This window comes from Klebsiella sp. 141251 (genome assembly GCF_050600725.1).
GTDB classification, from domain to species: Bacteria; Pseudomonadota; Gammaproteobacteria; order Enterobacterales; family Enterobacteriaceae; genus Klebsiella; species Klebsiella aerogenes.
Genome location: NZ_JAQIRG010000001.1, coordinates 506,176 through 521,500, shown reverse-complemented (window position 1 = coordinate 521,500; position 15,325 = coordinate 506,176). Strand labels below are relative to the sequence as shown.

The following is a 15,325-nucleotide window of genomic DNA, read 5'->3' as shown; positions in this document are numbered from 1 at the left end:
CCCGGATAAGCGCAAGCGCCATCCGGGACAGACCGTGTTGCTTACGCGCTGCGCTGCAACAGCATCGACTTAATATGGCCGATGGCGCGCGTTGGGTTCAATCCCTTAGGACAAACACTGACGCAGTTCATAATGCTGTGACAGCGGAATACGCTGAAAGCATCGCTCAGACCTTCCAGACGCTCGCTGGTTTCGGTATCGCGGCTGTCGATCAGGAAGCGATACGCGGCCAGAAGGCCTGCCGGGCCGATGAACTTGTCCGGGTTCCACCAGAACGACGGGCAAGAGGTCGAACAACATGCGCACAGAATACACTCGTACAGACCATCGAGTTTCTCGCGCTGCTCAGGCATCTGCAGATGCTCGCGAGCCGGAGGATTTTGCCCATTATTCAATAAGTAAGGCTTGATCTTCTCATATTGTGCGTAGAATTGCCCCATGTCTACCACCAAATCGCGGATAACCGGCAATCCAGGCAGCGGACGGATAACAATTTTCTTACCCGGCTGATTCAGCGCGGAGATCGGCGTGATGCACGCCAGACCATTTTTACCGTTCATGTTCAGACCATCGGAACCGCACACCCCTTCACGGCAGGAGCGGCGGAACGACAGCGACGGATCTTTTTCTTTCAGCTGGATAAGCGCATCCAGCAGCATCATGTCGCGACCTTCTTCCGCATCGAGGGTGTAATCCTGCATATGCGGAGCGTCGTCAACATCCGGGTTATAGCGATAAATTGAAAACTCGAGTTTCATATTCCTGTCTCCGCATTAATAAGTACGAATCTTCGGCGGGAATGCCGGACGCAGTTTCGGTTCCATGTTGACCGCTCGACGCGTCATGGATTCCGACTCTGGCAGATACAGGGAATGGCACAGCCAGTTTTCATCATCACGTTCCGGGAAGTCGAAGCGGCTATGCGCGCCGCGGCTTTCGGTACGGAAGTTAGCGGATACCGCCGTGGAATACGCGGTTTCCATCAGGTTATCCAGCTCCAGACACTCGACGCGCTGGGTATTGAACTCGCTGGAAGTGTCGTCCAGGCGCGCATTTTTCAGACGCTCACGGATCTCTTTCAGCTGTTCCAGACCTTTATGCATCGCGTCGCCTTCACGGAAGACCGAGAAGTTATGCTGCATACATTCCTGCAGCGCTTTGCGGATAGCGACCGGGTCTTCGCCGGAACGGGTGTTGTTCCAACGGTTGAGGCGGTCCAGGGAAGCTTCGACATCGGACTCGCTGGCAGCGCGCAGCGCGCCCTGCTCGGCGATGGATTCCTGCAGATGCAGACCCGCCGCGCGGCCGAAGACCACCAGGTCCAGCAGCGAGTTGCCGCCCAGACGGTTGGCGCCGTGTACCGATACGCAGGCGATTTCGCCAACGGCGAACAGGCCCGGGATCACCACATCTTCGCCCTTCTCGTTCACGGTCAGCGCCTGGCCAGTTACTTTGGTCGGAATACCGCCCATCATGTAGTGGCAGGTTGGGATAACCGGAATCGGTTCTTTAACCGGGTCAACGTGGGCAAAGGTACGAGACAGTTCAAGAATGCCCGGCAGACGGGATTCCAGCACTTCTTTACCCAGGTGATCCAGTTTCAGCTTAGCGTGCGGGCCCCACGGACCATCGCAGCCGCGGCCTTCGCGGATTTCGATCATGATGGAACGCGCCACCACGTCACGACCCGCCAGGTCTTTCGCGTTCGGCGCATAACGCTCCATGAAGCGCTCGCCGTGTTTGTTCAGCAGGTAACCGCCTTCGCCGCGGCAACCTTCGGTGACCAGCACCCCTGCCCCGGCGATACCGGTCGGGTGGAACTGCCACATTTCCATATCCTGCACCGGAACGCCCGCGCGCAGAGCCATACCGACGCCGTCGCCGGTGTTGATGTGGGCGTTGGTGGTGGATTGATAAATACGGCCTGCGCCGCCGGTCGCCAGCACGGTAGCGCGGGCTTTGAAGTACACCACTTCACCGGTTTCGATGCACAGTGCGGTACAACCAACCACCGCGCCGTCCTGGTTTTTCACCAGATCGAGGGCATACCATTCGGAGAAGATAGTGGTGTGGTTTTTCAGGTTCTGTTGATACAGGGTGTGCAGCAGCGCGTGACCGGTACGGTCGGCCGCCGCCGCGGTGCGTGCCGCCTGCTCGCCGCCGAAGTTTTTCGACTGGCCGCCAAACGGACGCTGATAAATACGGCCGTCATCAAGACGGGAGAACGGCAGGCCCATATGTTCCAGCTCAAGAATCGCTTCCGGGCCGGTCTTACACATATATTCGATGGCGTCCTGGTCGCCGATATAGTCCGACCCTTTTACGGTGTCGTACATGTGCCATTCCCAGTTATCTTCATGGGTATTACCGAGCGCGACGGTGATGCCACCCTGCGCGGAAACGGTATGGGAACGGGTAGGGAAAACTTTAGAGAGCAGCGCACAGGTCTGTCCGCTCTGGGAAATCTGCAGCGCCGCGCGCATACCTGCGCCGCCGGCACCAATTACAACTGCATCAAATTCTCTGACTGGCAATTTCATTACACACCCCACACCACAACAAATCCATAAAGAACGTAAGCCACCAGCGCCACAACGATAATCAGTTGCAGAACTAAGCGCACGGCCAGTGGTTTAACGTAGTCCGTCAACACCTGCCACATACCGATCCAGGCGTGAATCAGGATGGAAACGAGAGCCAGCAGGGTAAAGACTTTGGTGAACGCGGAGGAGAAGAATCCGGTCCAGATTTCCCAGGAGATCTCACCGGAGGTGGCGAAGAAGCCAACCATGTAGATGATGTAGAGGGTCAGAACGATGGCGGTAGCACGGACCAGAATAAAGTCATGTACGCCGTTGCGTCCCAGTGCTGAGGCGTTGCTTACCATACGAGGACTCCTGCGAGAAGTGAAAGCACGACAGTAATAACAAAAGAAATTTTGGCGGAGCGTGTCCCTGCTTCGAGGGTTTCTTCCAGATAGCCAAAGTCCATCAGCAGATGGCGGATACCGACAACGGCGTGGTAAGCCAGCGCGGTGAGGATGCCCCACATGATGAACTTCACGAAGAAGCTATTCATGATGGAAGCGGCCGTCAGGAAGCCCTCCGGAGAGGAAAGGCTGGTGCCCAGCAACCAAAGCAGAATACCGACCGCCACAAAAGTGATCACACCGGATACGCGATGGAGAATGGACGCTATCGCCGTGATTGGGAATCGAATCGTTTGTAGATCCAGATTGACAGGTCTTTGTTTTTTCACATTTCTTACCATGAATAACGCCCACATGCTGTTCTTATTGTTTCCTTCCTCCGGTCTGCTTGCGGGTCAGACAGCGTCCTTTCTATAACCAGAAGTCATGTTAAAACCCCTTTCCAGGAGTAAAAGCGTGACCAAACAACGCTGGGTGGCTCGGGATTGCAGGGTGTTCCGGAGACCTGGCGGCAGTATAGGCCGTTCACAAAATCATTACAATTAACCTACATATAGTTTGTCGGGTTTTGTCCGGAACAGTGATCAAGGTCACGATTACAACATTATTTTAAATTTTAATCACCTGATTTGACAAATATTAAACATTCTTGTTACAACCATTACTAGATTAATGCAATAATGCCCAAAAGTTATGGGGTCACTCTTTCACCTGAGAATAAGTTATGTAACAGTGTGATGGTATTGACCGATGTAATCAGGACAGTTATTAGTGGTATACAGGTTTTAATATTCGGGCTGCTAAAACGCTGATTTGCTGCCGTTTCACTCCCGGGCTGAAGACGTACCATCAAGCGCCTGCGCTCTGTACCCTGCAATTTTCGCGACACAGAGCTGTGAGCAACATAACAATCTGGTAACGTAGTCAGGTTCGGGCCGAATGCAAATCCACCACCCGGCAGTCTTAAGCAATAAAAGGCGCTAAGGAGACCATAAATGTCTGATGCTAAAGCAAAAATCACCCTGGGTGGTGACACTGCTATTGAACTTGATGTGCTAAAAGGCACGCTCGGTCAGGATGTTATTGATATTCGTAGTCTTGGTTCAAAAGGTGTCTTCACCTTCGACCCCGGTTTCACTTCAACAGCCTCGTGTGAATCTAAAATTACTTTTATCGACGGCGATGAGGGGATCCTGCTGCACCGCGGTTTCCCGATCGATCAGCTGGCTACCGAGTCAAATTATCTTGAAGTGTGCTACATCCTGTTGAACGGCGAAAAACCGACTCAACAGCAGTACGACGAATTCAAAACTACCGTTACCCGCCACACCATGATCCACGAACAGATTACCCGTCTGTTCCACGCGTTCCGCCGCGACTCTCACCCGATGGCGGTGATGTGCGGTATTACCGGCGCACTGGCGGCGTTCTATCACGACTCCCTGGACGTGAATAATCCGCGCCACCGGGAAATCGCCGCCTATCGTCTGCTGTCCAAAATGCCGACCATGGCAGCGATGTGTTACAAGTATTCTATCGGCCAGCCTTTCGTGTATCCGCGCAACGATCTCTCCTACGCGGGTAACTTCCTGAATATGATGTTCTCCACGCCGTGTGAAACCTACGAGGTTAACCCGGTGCTGGAACGCGCGATGGACCGTATCCTGATCCTGCACGCTGACCACGAACAGAACGCATCAACCTCTACCGTCCGTACCGCAGGCTCTTCCGGCGCTAACCCGTTCGCCTGTATCGCTGCGGGTATCGCCTCCCTGTGGGGACCGGCGCACGGCGGCGCCAACGAAGCCGCACTGAAAATGCTGGAAGAGATCAGCTCCGTTGAACACATTCCGGAATTCGTGCGCCGCGCGAAAGACAAGAATGACTCTTTCCGCCTGATGGGCTTCGGCCATCGCGTGTACAAGAACTACGATCCGCGCGCCACCGTTATGCGTGAAACCTGCCACGAAGTGCTGAAAGAGCTGGGCACCAAGGACGATCTGCTGGAAGTGGCGATGGAACTTGAGCATATCGCGCTCAACGACCCGTACTTCATCGAGAAGAAACTGTATCCGAACGTCGATTTCTACTCCGGCATCATCCTGAAAGCGATGGGTATTCCATCCTCGATGTTTACCGTCATCTTCGCGATGGCGCGCACCGTCGGCTGGATTGCCCACTGGAACGAAATGCACAGCGACGGTATGAAAATTGCCCGTCCGCGTCAGCTGTATACCGGCTACCAGAAGCGCGATTTCAAGTCCGATCTCAAGAAGTAATTTTAACCCTGTCGGGGTTAGCAATAAAAAAATCGGGGATCTTCCCCGATTTTTTTATTTAAACGTGCAAATAAATTTTAATCGCTCAACAACTGGCATTAGTGCTGGCAGCCGGGGCACCAGTAAAAGGGTCGCGATGACAGCATCGTTTTCTCAATGATGCTGCCGCAGCGTTCGCAGGCCTCACCCTCGCGATGAAAGACCTTAAAGCGGAACAGCGCGCCATGATGTTTGTTTTCATCCACCTGGCCGCGGGTACGGTAAGAAAGGCGCGGGATATCCAGCAGCGCGTGCGCCAGCGCATCGAGCTGCGTTTCATTGAGCTCGGCGGCTTTATGCTGCCCGGTCAGCCCCACCTGCCACAGGATCTCTACCCGCAAATAGTTACCAAGCCCGGCGAGAAACGCCTGGTCCAGCAACAGGCCGGAAAACTGGCGATTGCGAAATTTCGCCGATAACAGCCGCTCTCTGACCTGCCCGGCGGTTAACGTCATATCCAGCACATCCGGCCCGACCCGTTGTAAAAACGGATGATGGGCCAGCTGTTGCGCCGTCAATATCTCAATCTCCGAGGCGCTATAGAGCAAAATCGCCTTGCGTGCGGTCTGCAGTCTGACGCGCAGCACGCGGTTCGATTGCGGCTCAACGCCGGCATCCACCACGCGCCAGACGCCATATAGCTGGTTATGGCTATACAGCGTCAATCCGCCGGAGAAGTGGGTTAACAGGGCCTTGCCGCGGGTGGCGATATGGGTCACCCGCTGGCCAATCAACTGGCTTTGATAGGGTTGCAACTGTGGAAAGGCGAACCAGGCTTCGGTTAACGGTTCGCCTTTGATAGCCGCCTCCAGGTTATCCGCCGCACGGCGGATCTCCGGGCCTTCAGGCATAGTATCGTCCTTCTATTAGTGCGTGGCGCCGCCGCCAATTTTGACATCGTCATTCTGTTCAAGAGCGACGGCAATCGCCGTTTCCAGTGCCGCGCGTACCGTCGCGACCGACATACTCGGCTCGCCAGGGTGGGCCGCCGCCTGTTCAGGCAGATACGGAATATGGATAAAACCGCCCTTCTGCCCGCTTTTTCCCTGCAACTGATGCAGCAAACCATACATCACGTGATTGCAGACAAAAGTGCCCGCGGTTTGCGACACCGAGGCCGGGATCCCCTGCTGGCGCAGCGCGCTAACGATCGCTTTGATCGGTAGCGTGCTGAAGCAGGCCGCGGGGCCATCAACGACGATCGGCTCATCGATCGGCTGCTGCCCTTTATTGTCGGGGATCCGCGCATCATCGACGTTGATAGCCACACGTTCGACGGTAATATCGACACGGCCGCCGGCCTGCCCGACGGCAATCGTCAGCTGCGGTTGATAAGTCTCCAGCGCGGCCTTCAGCGCCGTCAGCGCCTCGCCGAACACGCAGGGTAACTGTTTAGCCACCACCTGCTGTCCGCGAATAATCGCGCCATCAAGCTGCTTAACCACTTCCCACGAAGGATTAACCGTTTCGCCGCCGAACGGCTCAAAACCGGTAATTAATACGCCAGCCATCATCCCTCCTTACAGGAACATCAGGAAATAGAGTAAGAATACGTTGACGATCAGCAGCAGGATACCGGTCGGCACCTGGGCTTTAATCACCGCGTTTTTATCCGGCAGTTCAAGCAGCGCCGCCGGTACGATATTAAAGTTCGCCGCCATCGGCGTCATCAGCGTACCGCAGTAGCCGGAAAACATACCAATCGCCGCCATTACCGCCGGATTGCCGCCATGCTGCAGGACTAAAATCGGAATGCCAACCCCGGCGGTCACGATCGGGAAAGCGGCAAAGGCGTTGCCCATCACCATCGTCAACACCGCCATGCCGATGGCGTACACGGCCACGGCGATAAAGCGGTTATCTACCGCCAGATAGTGCTCGGTCAGCCATGAAATGCTGGTTCCGACGCCCGCCGCGGTAAATAGCAGCCCCAGCACCGCGAGGATTTGCGGCAGGATAAAGGCCCAGCCGACGGAATCCAGCAAACGGCGCGCTTCCTGCATCGGCTGCGCCACCGTTTCATGGGTCATACGAATCGCCATCGCCAGGCCAATCAGCGTACCGACGGTCATCGAGAACAGGGTAATCAGCGTCGCGTGGTTGCCCGGCCCGAAGAGCGCCACCTGCCATGAAGGCAGATTGTTAAACAGCAGTACGCCAATGACGGTGACGACCGGGATCGCCAGCGCCGGATAGAAAAGTTTGTTGCCGAGGCGTTTCGCGCTGGCGGTTTTCTCTTCCTGGGTTCGCTGATGGTAGCTGCCGAGGCGCACACCGCCAAAGCCAGCGATCAGCGCCAGTACCACCACCACCCCGCCGACGGCGATATTCACCGTACGCTTATCGCCCACCAGTTGATACGTCCAGTCGCCGAGCAAGAACACCAGCCCGTACAGGCCCCAGAACAGGCCGGTTGTCAGGCGCCGCGGATTGCTTTTGTCGCGCCAGGACATGATAGCCACGACCAGCAGTACCGCGCCGGCCAGCCAATATAAATACGTTTGTTGGAAGTTCATGCCGCACCGCCTTTCGCCTGCCCGGCGTTAACCCGGTCCAGCTCGCGCTGGAGATGGCGATCGAGGCGCCACAGGCGCGCGGCGTGGATCAGGAAGGCGCAGATCGCCGTCGGGATCCCCCACAGGGCAATATGCAACGGCTCGGTCTGGATCCCGCCCGACTCCAGCATAAAGTTGTGCATGAAGATGATCGCGCCAAAGGCGACAAAAATATCTTCACCGAAGAACAGGCCAACGTTGTCGGTCGCCGCCGACATTGCGCGCAGCCGGTAGCGCACATTGCCCGGCAGCGGGCCAAAGCGCTTTTCCGCCGCCCCTTCCGCCATCGGCGCCAGCAGCGGGCGCACCATTTGCGGATGTCCGCCGAGGCTGGTCAAGCCCAGGGCGGCGGTGGCTTCGCGCACGAAAAGATAGACGATCAGCAGTCGTCCGGCAGTCGCGCTATGGATCTTCGCGATCCACGCCTGCGCCCGCTCTTTCAGACCATGGCGCTCCAGCAGCCCGATCACCGCCAGCGGCAACAGCAGAATAAACGGCAGATTACGGGTATTGAGGAAGCCCTCGCCCAGTTTCTCCAGAATAGTGGCTATTGGCATATGCGCCGCCACGCCGGTGACGATCCCGGAGATAATCACCACCAGCACCGGGTTAAAGCGTAATAGAAAACCGACCACAATCACGGCAATGCCGATCAGCGGCCAGAGGGATATCACCTCTTGCATAATAACGTCCTGTTGAGTTGTGAGTGTTGTTAGTTATTTGATTTAATTATTATTAATAATACTAAGGCGGACTATTAATCAATGTCCGCGCTGACGTCGATATTGCGCCCTGCGAAAGCAGCGCGCAAGCGTCGGGCGAAATCGAGCGCATGAGCGCCATCGCCATGCAGGCAGACCGTTTCCGCCTTCACATGCGCCCATTCGCCGCTCAGGCTGCGCACCCGGTTGTGCTGCACCATTTCCAGCGTTTGCGCCAACGCCTGTTCTTCGCTCTCAATCAGCGCGCCCGGCTGGCTGCGCGGCACCAGGCTACCGTCAGCGAGATAACCGCGATCGGCGAAGACTTCCTGGCGCGTCGTCAGCTGATAGCGCTGTCCGGCGCGGATAAGCTCGCTCCCCGCCAGCCCGACCAGTACCAGCCCGGCGTCGGCATCGCGCACCGCGCGAGCGATGGCATCGGCCAGCGGTGGCTCTTTCGCCGCCTGGTTGTACAACATGCCGTGCGGTTTGACGTGCCGCAGCTCGCCGCCCTGGGCATGTACAATCGCCGCCAGCGCGCCAATTTGGTACAGCACCTGGGCGTAGACCGTCTCTGGCGGTAACTGCATCGCGGTGCGGCCGAAATTTTCCCGGTCCGGGAAGCTTGGGTGCGCGCCAATAGCAACGCCGTTTTTCAGCGCCTCGCGCACGCACTGCTGCATGAGCAGCGCATCACCGGCGTGAAAGCCGCAGGCGATATTGGCGGAAGAGACCAGCTGCAGCAGCGCGCTATCGCTGGCGCAGCCTTCGCCGAGGTCGGCATTTAAATCAATTTTCATCGCTTAATCTCCAGGCCAGTTGTTCAAGGTAACGCTGCTGGTCGGCGCGCGCTTTCAGCGCTTCTTCCAGCGAACAGGGGACGAAATGGATCGGCTGACCCAGCGGAATTTGCGCCAGTTGGTACATATCGGCTTCAATAATGCAGGCTATACGCGGATAGCCGCCGGTGGTCTGCGCATCGTTCATCAACACAATCGGCTGGCCGTTATGCGGCACCTGTACCACCCCGGGCAGCAGGCCATGGGAGAGCATTTCCCGGTCGGTTGTGCGTTTGAGCGGCTGGCCCTGCAGGCGGTAGCCCATACGGTTGCTCTGCGGGCTAAGGCGCCACGGCGAACGCCAGAAAGACTCCTGCGACACGCTGTCGAATTCGTGATACTCCGGCCCCGGCAGCGCGCGAATGATATTACCGGTCGGTAGCTGTTTAACGCCGCGCGAGGCGCTAAAGCGGCGGGAGGATTTCCCAATCTTCAATTGATCGCCATCCTGCAACCGGCGCCCTTCGATTCCGCCGATACCGACTTTCAGATCGGTAGAGCGGGAACCTAAAACTTCAGGCACGTCGATACCGCCCGCCACCGCCAGGTAGCTGCGGATCCCATGCTGCGGAGTTTTCAACACCAGCCGCTGCCCGGCCTTCGCTTCCATTCGCCAGCCCAACCAGACCGGCGCGCCGTCGAGCGTCGCTTCACAGGCGGCTCCGGTCAACGCGAACCAGCAATGGCGGGTAAACTGTACATCGACCTGACCCAGCGTAATTTCCAGCGCCGCCGTCTCCGGCGCATTGCCCACCAGCAGATTGGCAATAGTCATTGCCGGTTTATCCAGCGCGCCGCAGCGGCTAATTCCCCACTGGCGCTGGCCTTCCCGGCCGCCATCCTGGACCGAGGTGTACATGCCGGCGCGGATAAATTTCAACATACCCCCTCCTTCTGCGGCACAAAGCGCACGCGATCGCCAGAACGCAGCAGCACCGGCTCTTCACGTTTTGGATCGAATAATGCCAGCGGCGTGCGACCCAGCAGCTGCCAGCCGCCCGGCGTCGCCAGCGGATAAATACCGGTTTGCGATCCGCCGATACCTACCGATCCCGCCGGTACCAGTACGCGCGGCTCGGCGCGACGCGGCATCGCCAGCTGCTCCGGCAGGCCGCCAAAGTACGGAAACCCCGGCTGGAAACCCAGAAACCACACCATGTACTCCACCGAAGAGTGCAGCTCCACCACCTGCTTTTCGCTCAACCCGCTATGGCGCGCGACGTCGCCAAGGTCTGGCCCCGCCTCGCCGCCGTAGATAACCGGGATACTTATCTCACGGGATTCCGGCTCCAGCGCATCGCTCTCTTCCCACCAGCGCTGCAGCTTGTCAATCGCCTCCCACGCCATCTCCTGCGGACGACGCAGCACAACGGTGATGTTGTTCATCCCCGGGATCACTTCAACCACCTCTTCGCGATCGGTCAACCGCTGCGTCAGGCCCCAGATACGTTTTTGGCTCTCCAGGGTCACCGGAGGCTCAAGCTCCAGGACCACCGCCGTTTCACCTAATAGATAACAACGCGCTCGCTGCACTTTTTTCTCTCTCATCAGGCCGGGTTAGGGATATCAATAAAGGTGACGTCCAGGTCGGTATTTTCCGTCAGCCACTCGCTCAGGGCGCGAATACCGCCGCGCTCGGTGGCATGATGGCCGGCGGCATAAAAATGCAACCCCTGCTCACGGGCGGAATGAATCGTCTGCTCAGACACTTCGCCGGTAATAAAGGCATCGACGCCAAAGCGGGCCGCGCTATCGATAAAGCTCTGGCCGCCGCCGGTACACCAGGCGACGCGGGTAACTTTGTCCGGCCCGGTATCGCCGCACCACAGCGGTTTACGCCCTAATCGCGCTTCAATCCACGATGCCAGTTCCAGCCCGGATACCGGCATAGACAGCTCGCCCCACGGCACCAATGGCTCGATTTCCCCCATTACATTAATCCCCAGCAGCTGCGCCAGCTGGGCGTTATTGCCCAGTTCCGGATGCGCATCCAGCGGTAAATGCCAGCCATAAAGGTTGATATCGTTGGCCAGCAGCGTTTTCAGCCGATTGCGCTTCATGCCGCGGATCACCGGCGACTCGCCTTTCCAGAAGTAACCGTGATGCACAATCACCGCATCCGCCTGCAGACGAACGGCTTCATCAAGTAGCGCCTGGCTGGCGGTCACGCCGGTGACGATTTTCCGCACCGTCTCCCGCCCTTCCACCTGCAGGCCGTTCGGGGCGTAATCACTGATGGCCGCGCTATTCAGTTTTTCGTTAATTAATTGTTCCAGTTCGCTATTTTTCATTGCCGCTCCATCAGAAAATCAGTTTGCACAAACCTATAACATAACCACATCCGCCCGAGTCGTCGATAGCGACGCCAAAGGGTCCATTTCAGCCATTCGCGTAATCGCCCAAATTGCCTCTTCCCCTCACCGCGCATTAGTGTATATTTATGCACTTATAAAGCATATTAAATAACCAGAAAGCCATTTAGGCCATGAATAACACCAGACAAACGCTATTCATGCAGAAAGATCGACTTTCGTTTTACGGCCAGGAAATGAACGTTACATGAACAGACAAACTTCACAGCCACGGGCGATTTATTACGTCGTTGCGCTGCAAATTTGGGAATACTTCAGTTTTTACGGCATGCGGGCGCTGTTAATCCTGTACCTCACCAACCAGCTCAAGTACGACGATAACCACGCTTATACCCTTTTTAGCGCCTACTGCTCCCTGGTCTATGTCACCCCTATTCTCGGCGGCTTCCTCGCCGACAAACTGCTCGGCAACCGCATGGCGGTGATGCTCGGGGCGCTACTCATGGCTATCGGTCACCTGGTGCTCGGCGCCAGCGAAGTCGCTCCCACCTTCCTGTATCTGTCGCTGGCGATTATCGTTTGCGGTTACGGACTGTTTAAATCCAACGTTAGCTGCCTGCTTGGCGAACTGTACGAGCCGACCGATCCGCGCCGCGATGGCGGCTTCTCGCTGATGTACGCCGCGGGGAATATTGGTTCGATCATCGCGCCTATCGCCTGCGGCTACGTGCAGGAAGAGTACAGCTGGGCGATGGGCTTTGCGCTGGCGGCAGTCGGTATGATTGCCGGTCTGGTGATCTTCCTCTGCGGCGGTCGCCACTTCCGCCATACCACCGGCGTTAACCGCGAGGCGCTGTGCGCGCGGACCTTCCTCCTGCCGAACTGGGGATGGCTGCTGGTATTGCTGGTGGCGACGCCGCTGTTGATTACCGTGCTGTTCTGGCAGGAGTGGTCGGTGTATGCGCTGATCGTCGCGACGGTGATTGGCCTGGCGGTACTGGCGCGTATTTACCTGCGCGCGGAGAACGACAAACAGCGTAAAGAGCTGCGTCTGATTATCGTCCTCACCGGTTTTAGCCTGCTGTTCTGGGCCTTTGCCCAGCAGGGCGGCAGCTCCATCAGCCTGTATATCGACCGTTTCGTGAACCGCCACGTCATGAGCTATGAAGTACCAACCGCGATGTTCCAGTCGGTTAACGCCTTCGCGGTAATGCTCTGCGGTATGGTGCTGGCATGGCTGGTCAAAGAGAACATCAAGGGCAACCGCACCGTGCGTATCTGGGGGAAATTCGCCCTCGGTCTGGGGCTAATGAGCGCCGGGTTCTGCATTCTGACCTTAAGCGCCCGCTGGTCGGCCGCGTATGGCCACTCCTCCATGCCGCTAATGGTACTGGGGCTGGCGGTGATGGGTTTCGCCGAACTGTTTATCGATCCGGTAGCGATGTCGCAAATCACCCGGATCGAAATCCCCGGCGTCACCGGAGTGCTGACCGGTATCTATATGCTGCTTTCCGGGGCGATCGCCAACTATCTGGCCGGCGTCATCGCCGACCAGACGTCGCAGGCGTCGTTTGATGCCGCCGGCGCGGTTAACTATTCGATTGAAGCCTATATCGACGTCTTCAGCCAGATCACCTGGGGCGCGCTGGCCTGCGTCGGCCTGGTGCTGGTCATCTGGCTGTATCACTCCGTGAAGGTCAAAACCCGCCAACTGGCGGTAGAATAAAAACTATCTGGCGGCTTCCCAGGCCGCCAGCGTCTCCAGCCGCGCCTGCTTATGGTCAACCAGCGGGCGCGGATACTTCAGCGCTACCCCCTGTTTATCCGCCCACAGCCACGGCTGATGCAGCGCTTTCTCTGGTACTTCCGCCAGTTCCGGCAGCCAGCGGCGAATAAACTCGCCCTGCTTATCAAATTTCTCCCCCTGGGTCGTCGGATTGAAAATACGAAAGTAAGGGGCTGCGTCGGTACCGGTCGAGGCCGCCCACTGCCAGCCGCCGTTGTTGGCCGCCAAATCGCCGTCGATCAGTTGGCTCATGAAATAGCGCTCGCCTTGCCGCCAGTCGAGGCGCAGGTCTTTCGCCAGGAAGCTGGCGACAATCATCCGCAGGCGGTTGTGCATCCAGCCGGTGGCGTTAAGCTGCCGCATGGCGGCATCGACGATGGGGAAACCGGTTTGCCCCTGTTGCCAGGCCCGCAGTTCATCCTCATTGCTGCGCCAGGCGACCTTGTCGGTCCAGGCGACAAAGGGCCGGCCTTTACACAGTTTCGGGTAGTAAACCATCAGATGACGATAGAACTCGCGCCAGATAAGCTCGTTCAGCCAGCTTGCGCCCGCTTCGCCATCCAGCGCGCCGGGCTGCTCCCGTAGCAAGCGATGCAGGCACTGGCGCGGCGACAGTACGCCTACCGCGAGACACGGCGATAGCCTGCTGGTTCCTTCTATTGCCGGGAAATCGCGCTGCTGATCGTAATCCGCCGCCGGCTGCTGGCAAAACGCGCGCAATCGAGCGAGCGCTGTTTTTTCATCCGCCGCGAACAGATCGGTGTCAAATGCCGTTTGCGGATAGTTGATTTCAGGCAGCGGCGGCGCCTGACGGGCGGCTGACGGGCGTGGTTTAGGCGCCGCCACGCACTCCGGCAGCCCTTCACGCAGGCGGCGGATAAAGGCATTTTTAAACGGCGTAAAGACTTTATACATCTCGCGGTTGCCGGTCATCACGCTGCCCGGCGGCAACAGCACGCTGTCGTCAAACCCCTGACAGGTAACTTCTGTCAGGCTTTTCTCAACACCGGCGTCGCGCCGGCGCTCATTAAACTCATACTGATAGTTATAAAATAGATGGCTCACCTGGTGCTGTTTACAGAAGCGCGTCAGCAGCTCGATGCTGGCGGCGAAATCGTCCGCTTCTTCTACCAGCAGCGGAATACCGCGTTCCGCTAATGCCGCGTGCAGGCTGCGTAAATGGCTGGCGATAAAGGCCGCCTGGCGCGGCGCCATATGATGCTGGCGCCACTGCTCTGGCGTGGCGATATACAGCGCCAGCACCTGCGCCTGCGGGTCTCGGCAGGCGGCGGCCAGCGCCAGATTATCGTGAAGGCGTAAATCCATGCGAAACCAGACCAGATGGGTGGCCATAAAACTCCTCACTCTCCGTAAGCAAAACTCATCACTCAGGCCGGCAAAATAGCGCGCTGCGGCAAAATAAGCACCTGCCAATTCTGCCACGGCGCGTGAAAGCTAAGTGTAGACAGCAGACGAAAAAAAACCGCCGGTCGTCAACCGGCGGTTTCTATATTCGTCGCAGCAGCGCGGATTAGTAGAAATCGTGCGCGGCTTTTTCCGCCTGCGCCATCCATACCGGCTGCTCACTGGTTTTCGCCCATACGCGATGCAGCCAGCTGTAGTAACGGGCACGATCTTTCCAGAACAGCATCACCGGCAGCGCAGCAACCCCGGCCACGACGGCGAAAGCGCGACGCATCAGGATAATGTGAGCAGGATAAGCTTTGTACAACGCCATAATTTCTCTCCCCTTTGTCAGGCCGGCAAGCAACGCCGGTAAATGTCACAATGTTTGTCTGCACAAATAGTACCGCGCTGGTTGTAATTTTACTACTCATCCGACCACTAAAAAGCACTTATTTATACTTAATTTACATTCATGGCG

At 57.4% G+C, this 15,325-nt stretch carries 17 protein-coding genes; 3 read left to right on the top strand and 14 right to left on the bottom strand.

Annotated features, from left to right (window positions below; genetic code table 11):
• Positions 1 to 41: 41 nt before the first annotated feature.
• From sdhB to sdhC, 4 genes are read right to left on the bottom strand one after another with little or no spacing between them, the layout of a single operon-like run.
• On the bottom strand, positions 42 to 758 hold the full coding sequence (gene sdhB, locus PGR09_RS02465) for a succinate dehydrogenase iron-sulfur subunit SdhB (protein WP_020079339.1): 717 nt from the start codon (positions 756 to 758) through the stop codon (positions 42 to 44).
• A 15-nt stretch (positions 759 to 773) separates the two neighbouring features.
• The gene (gene sdhA / locus PGR09_RS02460; RefSeq protein ID WP_032707635.1) at positions 774 to 2,540 is read right to left on the bottom strand and encodes a succinate dehydrogenase flavoprotein subunit; all 1,767 of its coding nucleotides are present in this window, start codon (positions 2,538 to 2,540) and stop codon (positions 774 to 776) included.
• Positions 2,540 to 2,887: a succinate dehydrogenase membrane anchor subunit gene (gene sdhD, locus PGR09_RS02455; protein WP_015367674.1), complete on the bottom strand. Its 348-nt coding sequence runs from the start codon at positions 2,885 to 2,887 to the stop codon at positions 2,540 to 2,542. Before sdhD ends, sdhA begins: the two co-directional genes overlap by 1 nt.
• The gene (gene sdhC / locus PGR09_RS02450; protein ID WP_020079340.1) at positions 2,881 to 3,285 is read right to left on the bottom strand and encodes a succinate dehydrogenase cytochrome b556 subunit; all 405 of its coding nucleotides are present in this window, start codon (positions 3,283 to 3,285) and stop codon (positions 2,881 to 2,883) included. Before sdhC ends, sdhD begins: the two co-directional genes overlap by 7 nt.
• Positions 3,286 to 3,609: 324 nt before the next feature.
• On the opposite strand from sdhC, the gene PGR09_RS02445 reads away from it, so the two are divergent.
• Positions 3,610 to 3,741, top strand: a complete 132-nt coding sequence (locus PGR09_RS02445) for a hypothetical protein (RefSeq protein WP_418268990.1) — start codon at positions 3,610 to 3,612, stop codon at positions 3,739 to 3,741.
• A 183-nt stretch (positions 3,742 to 3,924) separates the two neighbouring features.
• Positions 3,925 to 5,208, top strand: a complete 1,284-nt coding sequence (gene gltA / locus PGR09_RS02440; RefSeq protein ID WP_015367676.1) for a citrate synthase — start codon at positions 3,925 to 3,927, stop codon at positions 5,206 to 5,208.
• 98 nt (positions 5,209 to 5,306) lie between these two features.
• Here gltA and nei read toward each other — a convergent pair whose 3' ends face one another.
• From nei to ybgI, 8 genes are all read right to left on the bottom strand, one after another.
• On the bottom strand, positions 5,307 to 6,098 hold the full coding sequence (gene nei, locus PGR09_RS02435) for an endonuclease VIII (RefSeq protein WP_430915769.1): 792 nt from the start codon (positions 6,096 to 6,098) through the stop codon (positions 5,307 to 5,309).
• Positions 6,099 to 6,113: 15 nt separating this feature from the next.
• The gene (pcp, locus tag PGR09_RS02430) at positions 6,114 to 6,758 is read right to left on the bottom strand and encodes a pyroglutamyl-peptidase I (protein ID WP_348876997.1); all 645 of its coding nucleotides are present in this window, start codon (positions 6,756 to 6,758) and stop codon (positions 6,114 to 6,116) included.
• A 9-nt stretch (positions 6,759 to 6,767) separates the two neighbouring features.
• Positions 6,768 to 7,763, bottom strand: a complete 996-nt coding sequence (locus PGR09_RS02425; RefSeq protein WP_047049226.1) for a DUF979 domain-containing protein — start codon at positions 7,761 to 7,763, stop codon at positions 6,768 to 6,770.
• Positions 7,760 to 8,485, bottom strand: a complete 726-nt coding sequence (locus PGR09_RS02420; RefSeq protein WP_045393033.1) for a DUF969 domain-containing protein — start codon at positions 8,483 to 8,485, stop codon at positions 7,760 to 7,762. The genes PGR09_RS02425 and PGR09_RS02420 overlap by 4 nt, the downstream gene beginning before the upstream one ends.
• Before the next feature lie 74 nt (positions 8,486 to 8,559).
• A complete protein-coding gene (pxpA, locus tag PGR09_RS02415) occupies positions 8,560 to 9,303 on the bottom strand; it encodes a 5-oxoprolinase subunit PxpA (RefSeq protein ID WP_015367681.1) in 744 nt (247 codons plus the stop codon).
• Positions 9,293 to 10,225, bottom strand: coding sequence for a 5-oxoprolinase subunit PxpC (gene pxpC / locus PGR09_RS02410; RefSeq protein ID WP_213797409.1), 933 nt, complete (start codon positions 10,223 to 10,225; stop codon positions 9,293 to 9,295). The genes pxpA and pxpC overlap by 11 nt, the downstream gene beginning before the upstream one ends.
• Entirely contained in the window at positions 10,219 to 10,875 is a 657-nt protein-coding gene (pxpB, locus tag PGR09_RS02405) for a 5-oxoprolinase subunit PxpB (protein ID WP_004176857.1), read from the bottom strand. The genes pxpC and pxpB overlap by 7 nt, the downstream gene beginning before the upstream one ends.
• Before the next feature lie 14 nt (positions 10,876 to 10,889).
• Positions 10,890 to 11,633, bottom strand: coding sequence for a radiation resistance protein YbgI (gene ybgI / locus PGR09_RS02400; RefSeq protein WP_032707631.1), 744 nt, complete (start codon positions 11,631 to 11,633; stop codon positions 10,890 to 10,892).
• A gap of 268 nt (positions 11,634 to 11,901) precedes the next feature.
• Here ybgI and dtpD point away from each other — a divergent pair, with 268 nt between their 5' ends.
• Positions 11,902 to 13,380, top strand: coding sequence for a dipeptide permease DtpD (dtpD, locus tag PGR09_RS02395; RefSeq protein WP_430915768.1), 1,479 nt, complete (start codon positions 11,902 to 11,904; stop codon positions 13,378 to 13,380).
• A gap of 3 nt (positions 13,381 to 13,383) precedes the next feature.
• On the opposite strand, the gene phrB is transcribed toward dtpD, so the two are convergent.
• Both phrB and PGR09_RS02385 read right to left on the bottom strand, forming a co-directional pair.
• Complete coding sequence (gene phrB / locus PGR09_RS02390; protein WP_320482277.1) at positions 13,384 to 14,793, bottom strand: deoxyribodipyrimidine photo-lyase; 1,410 nt, start codon at positions 14,791 to 14,793, stop codon at positions 13,384 to 13,386.
• Positions 14,794 to 14,971: 178 nt separating this feature from the next.
• Positions 14,972 to 15,178: a DUF2517 family protein gene (locus PGR09_RS02385; RefSeq protein WP_015367687.1), complete on the bottom strand. Its 207-nt coding sequence runs from the start codon at positions 15,176 to 15,178 to the stop codon at positions 14,972 to 14,974.
• Between the last annotated feature and the right edge of the window lie 147 nt (positions 15,179 to 15,325).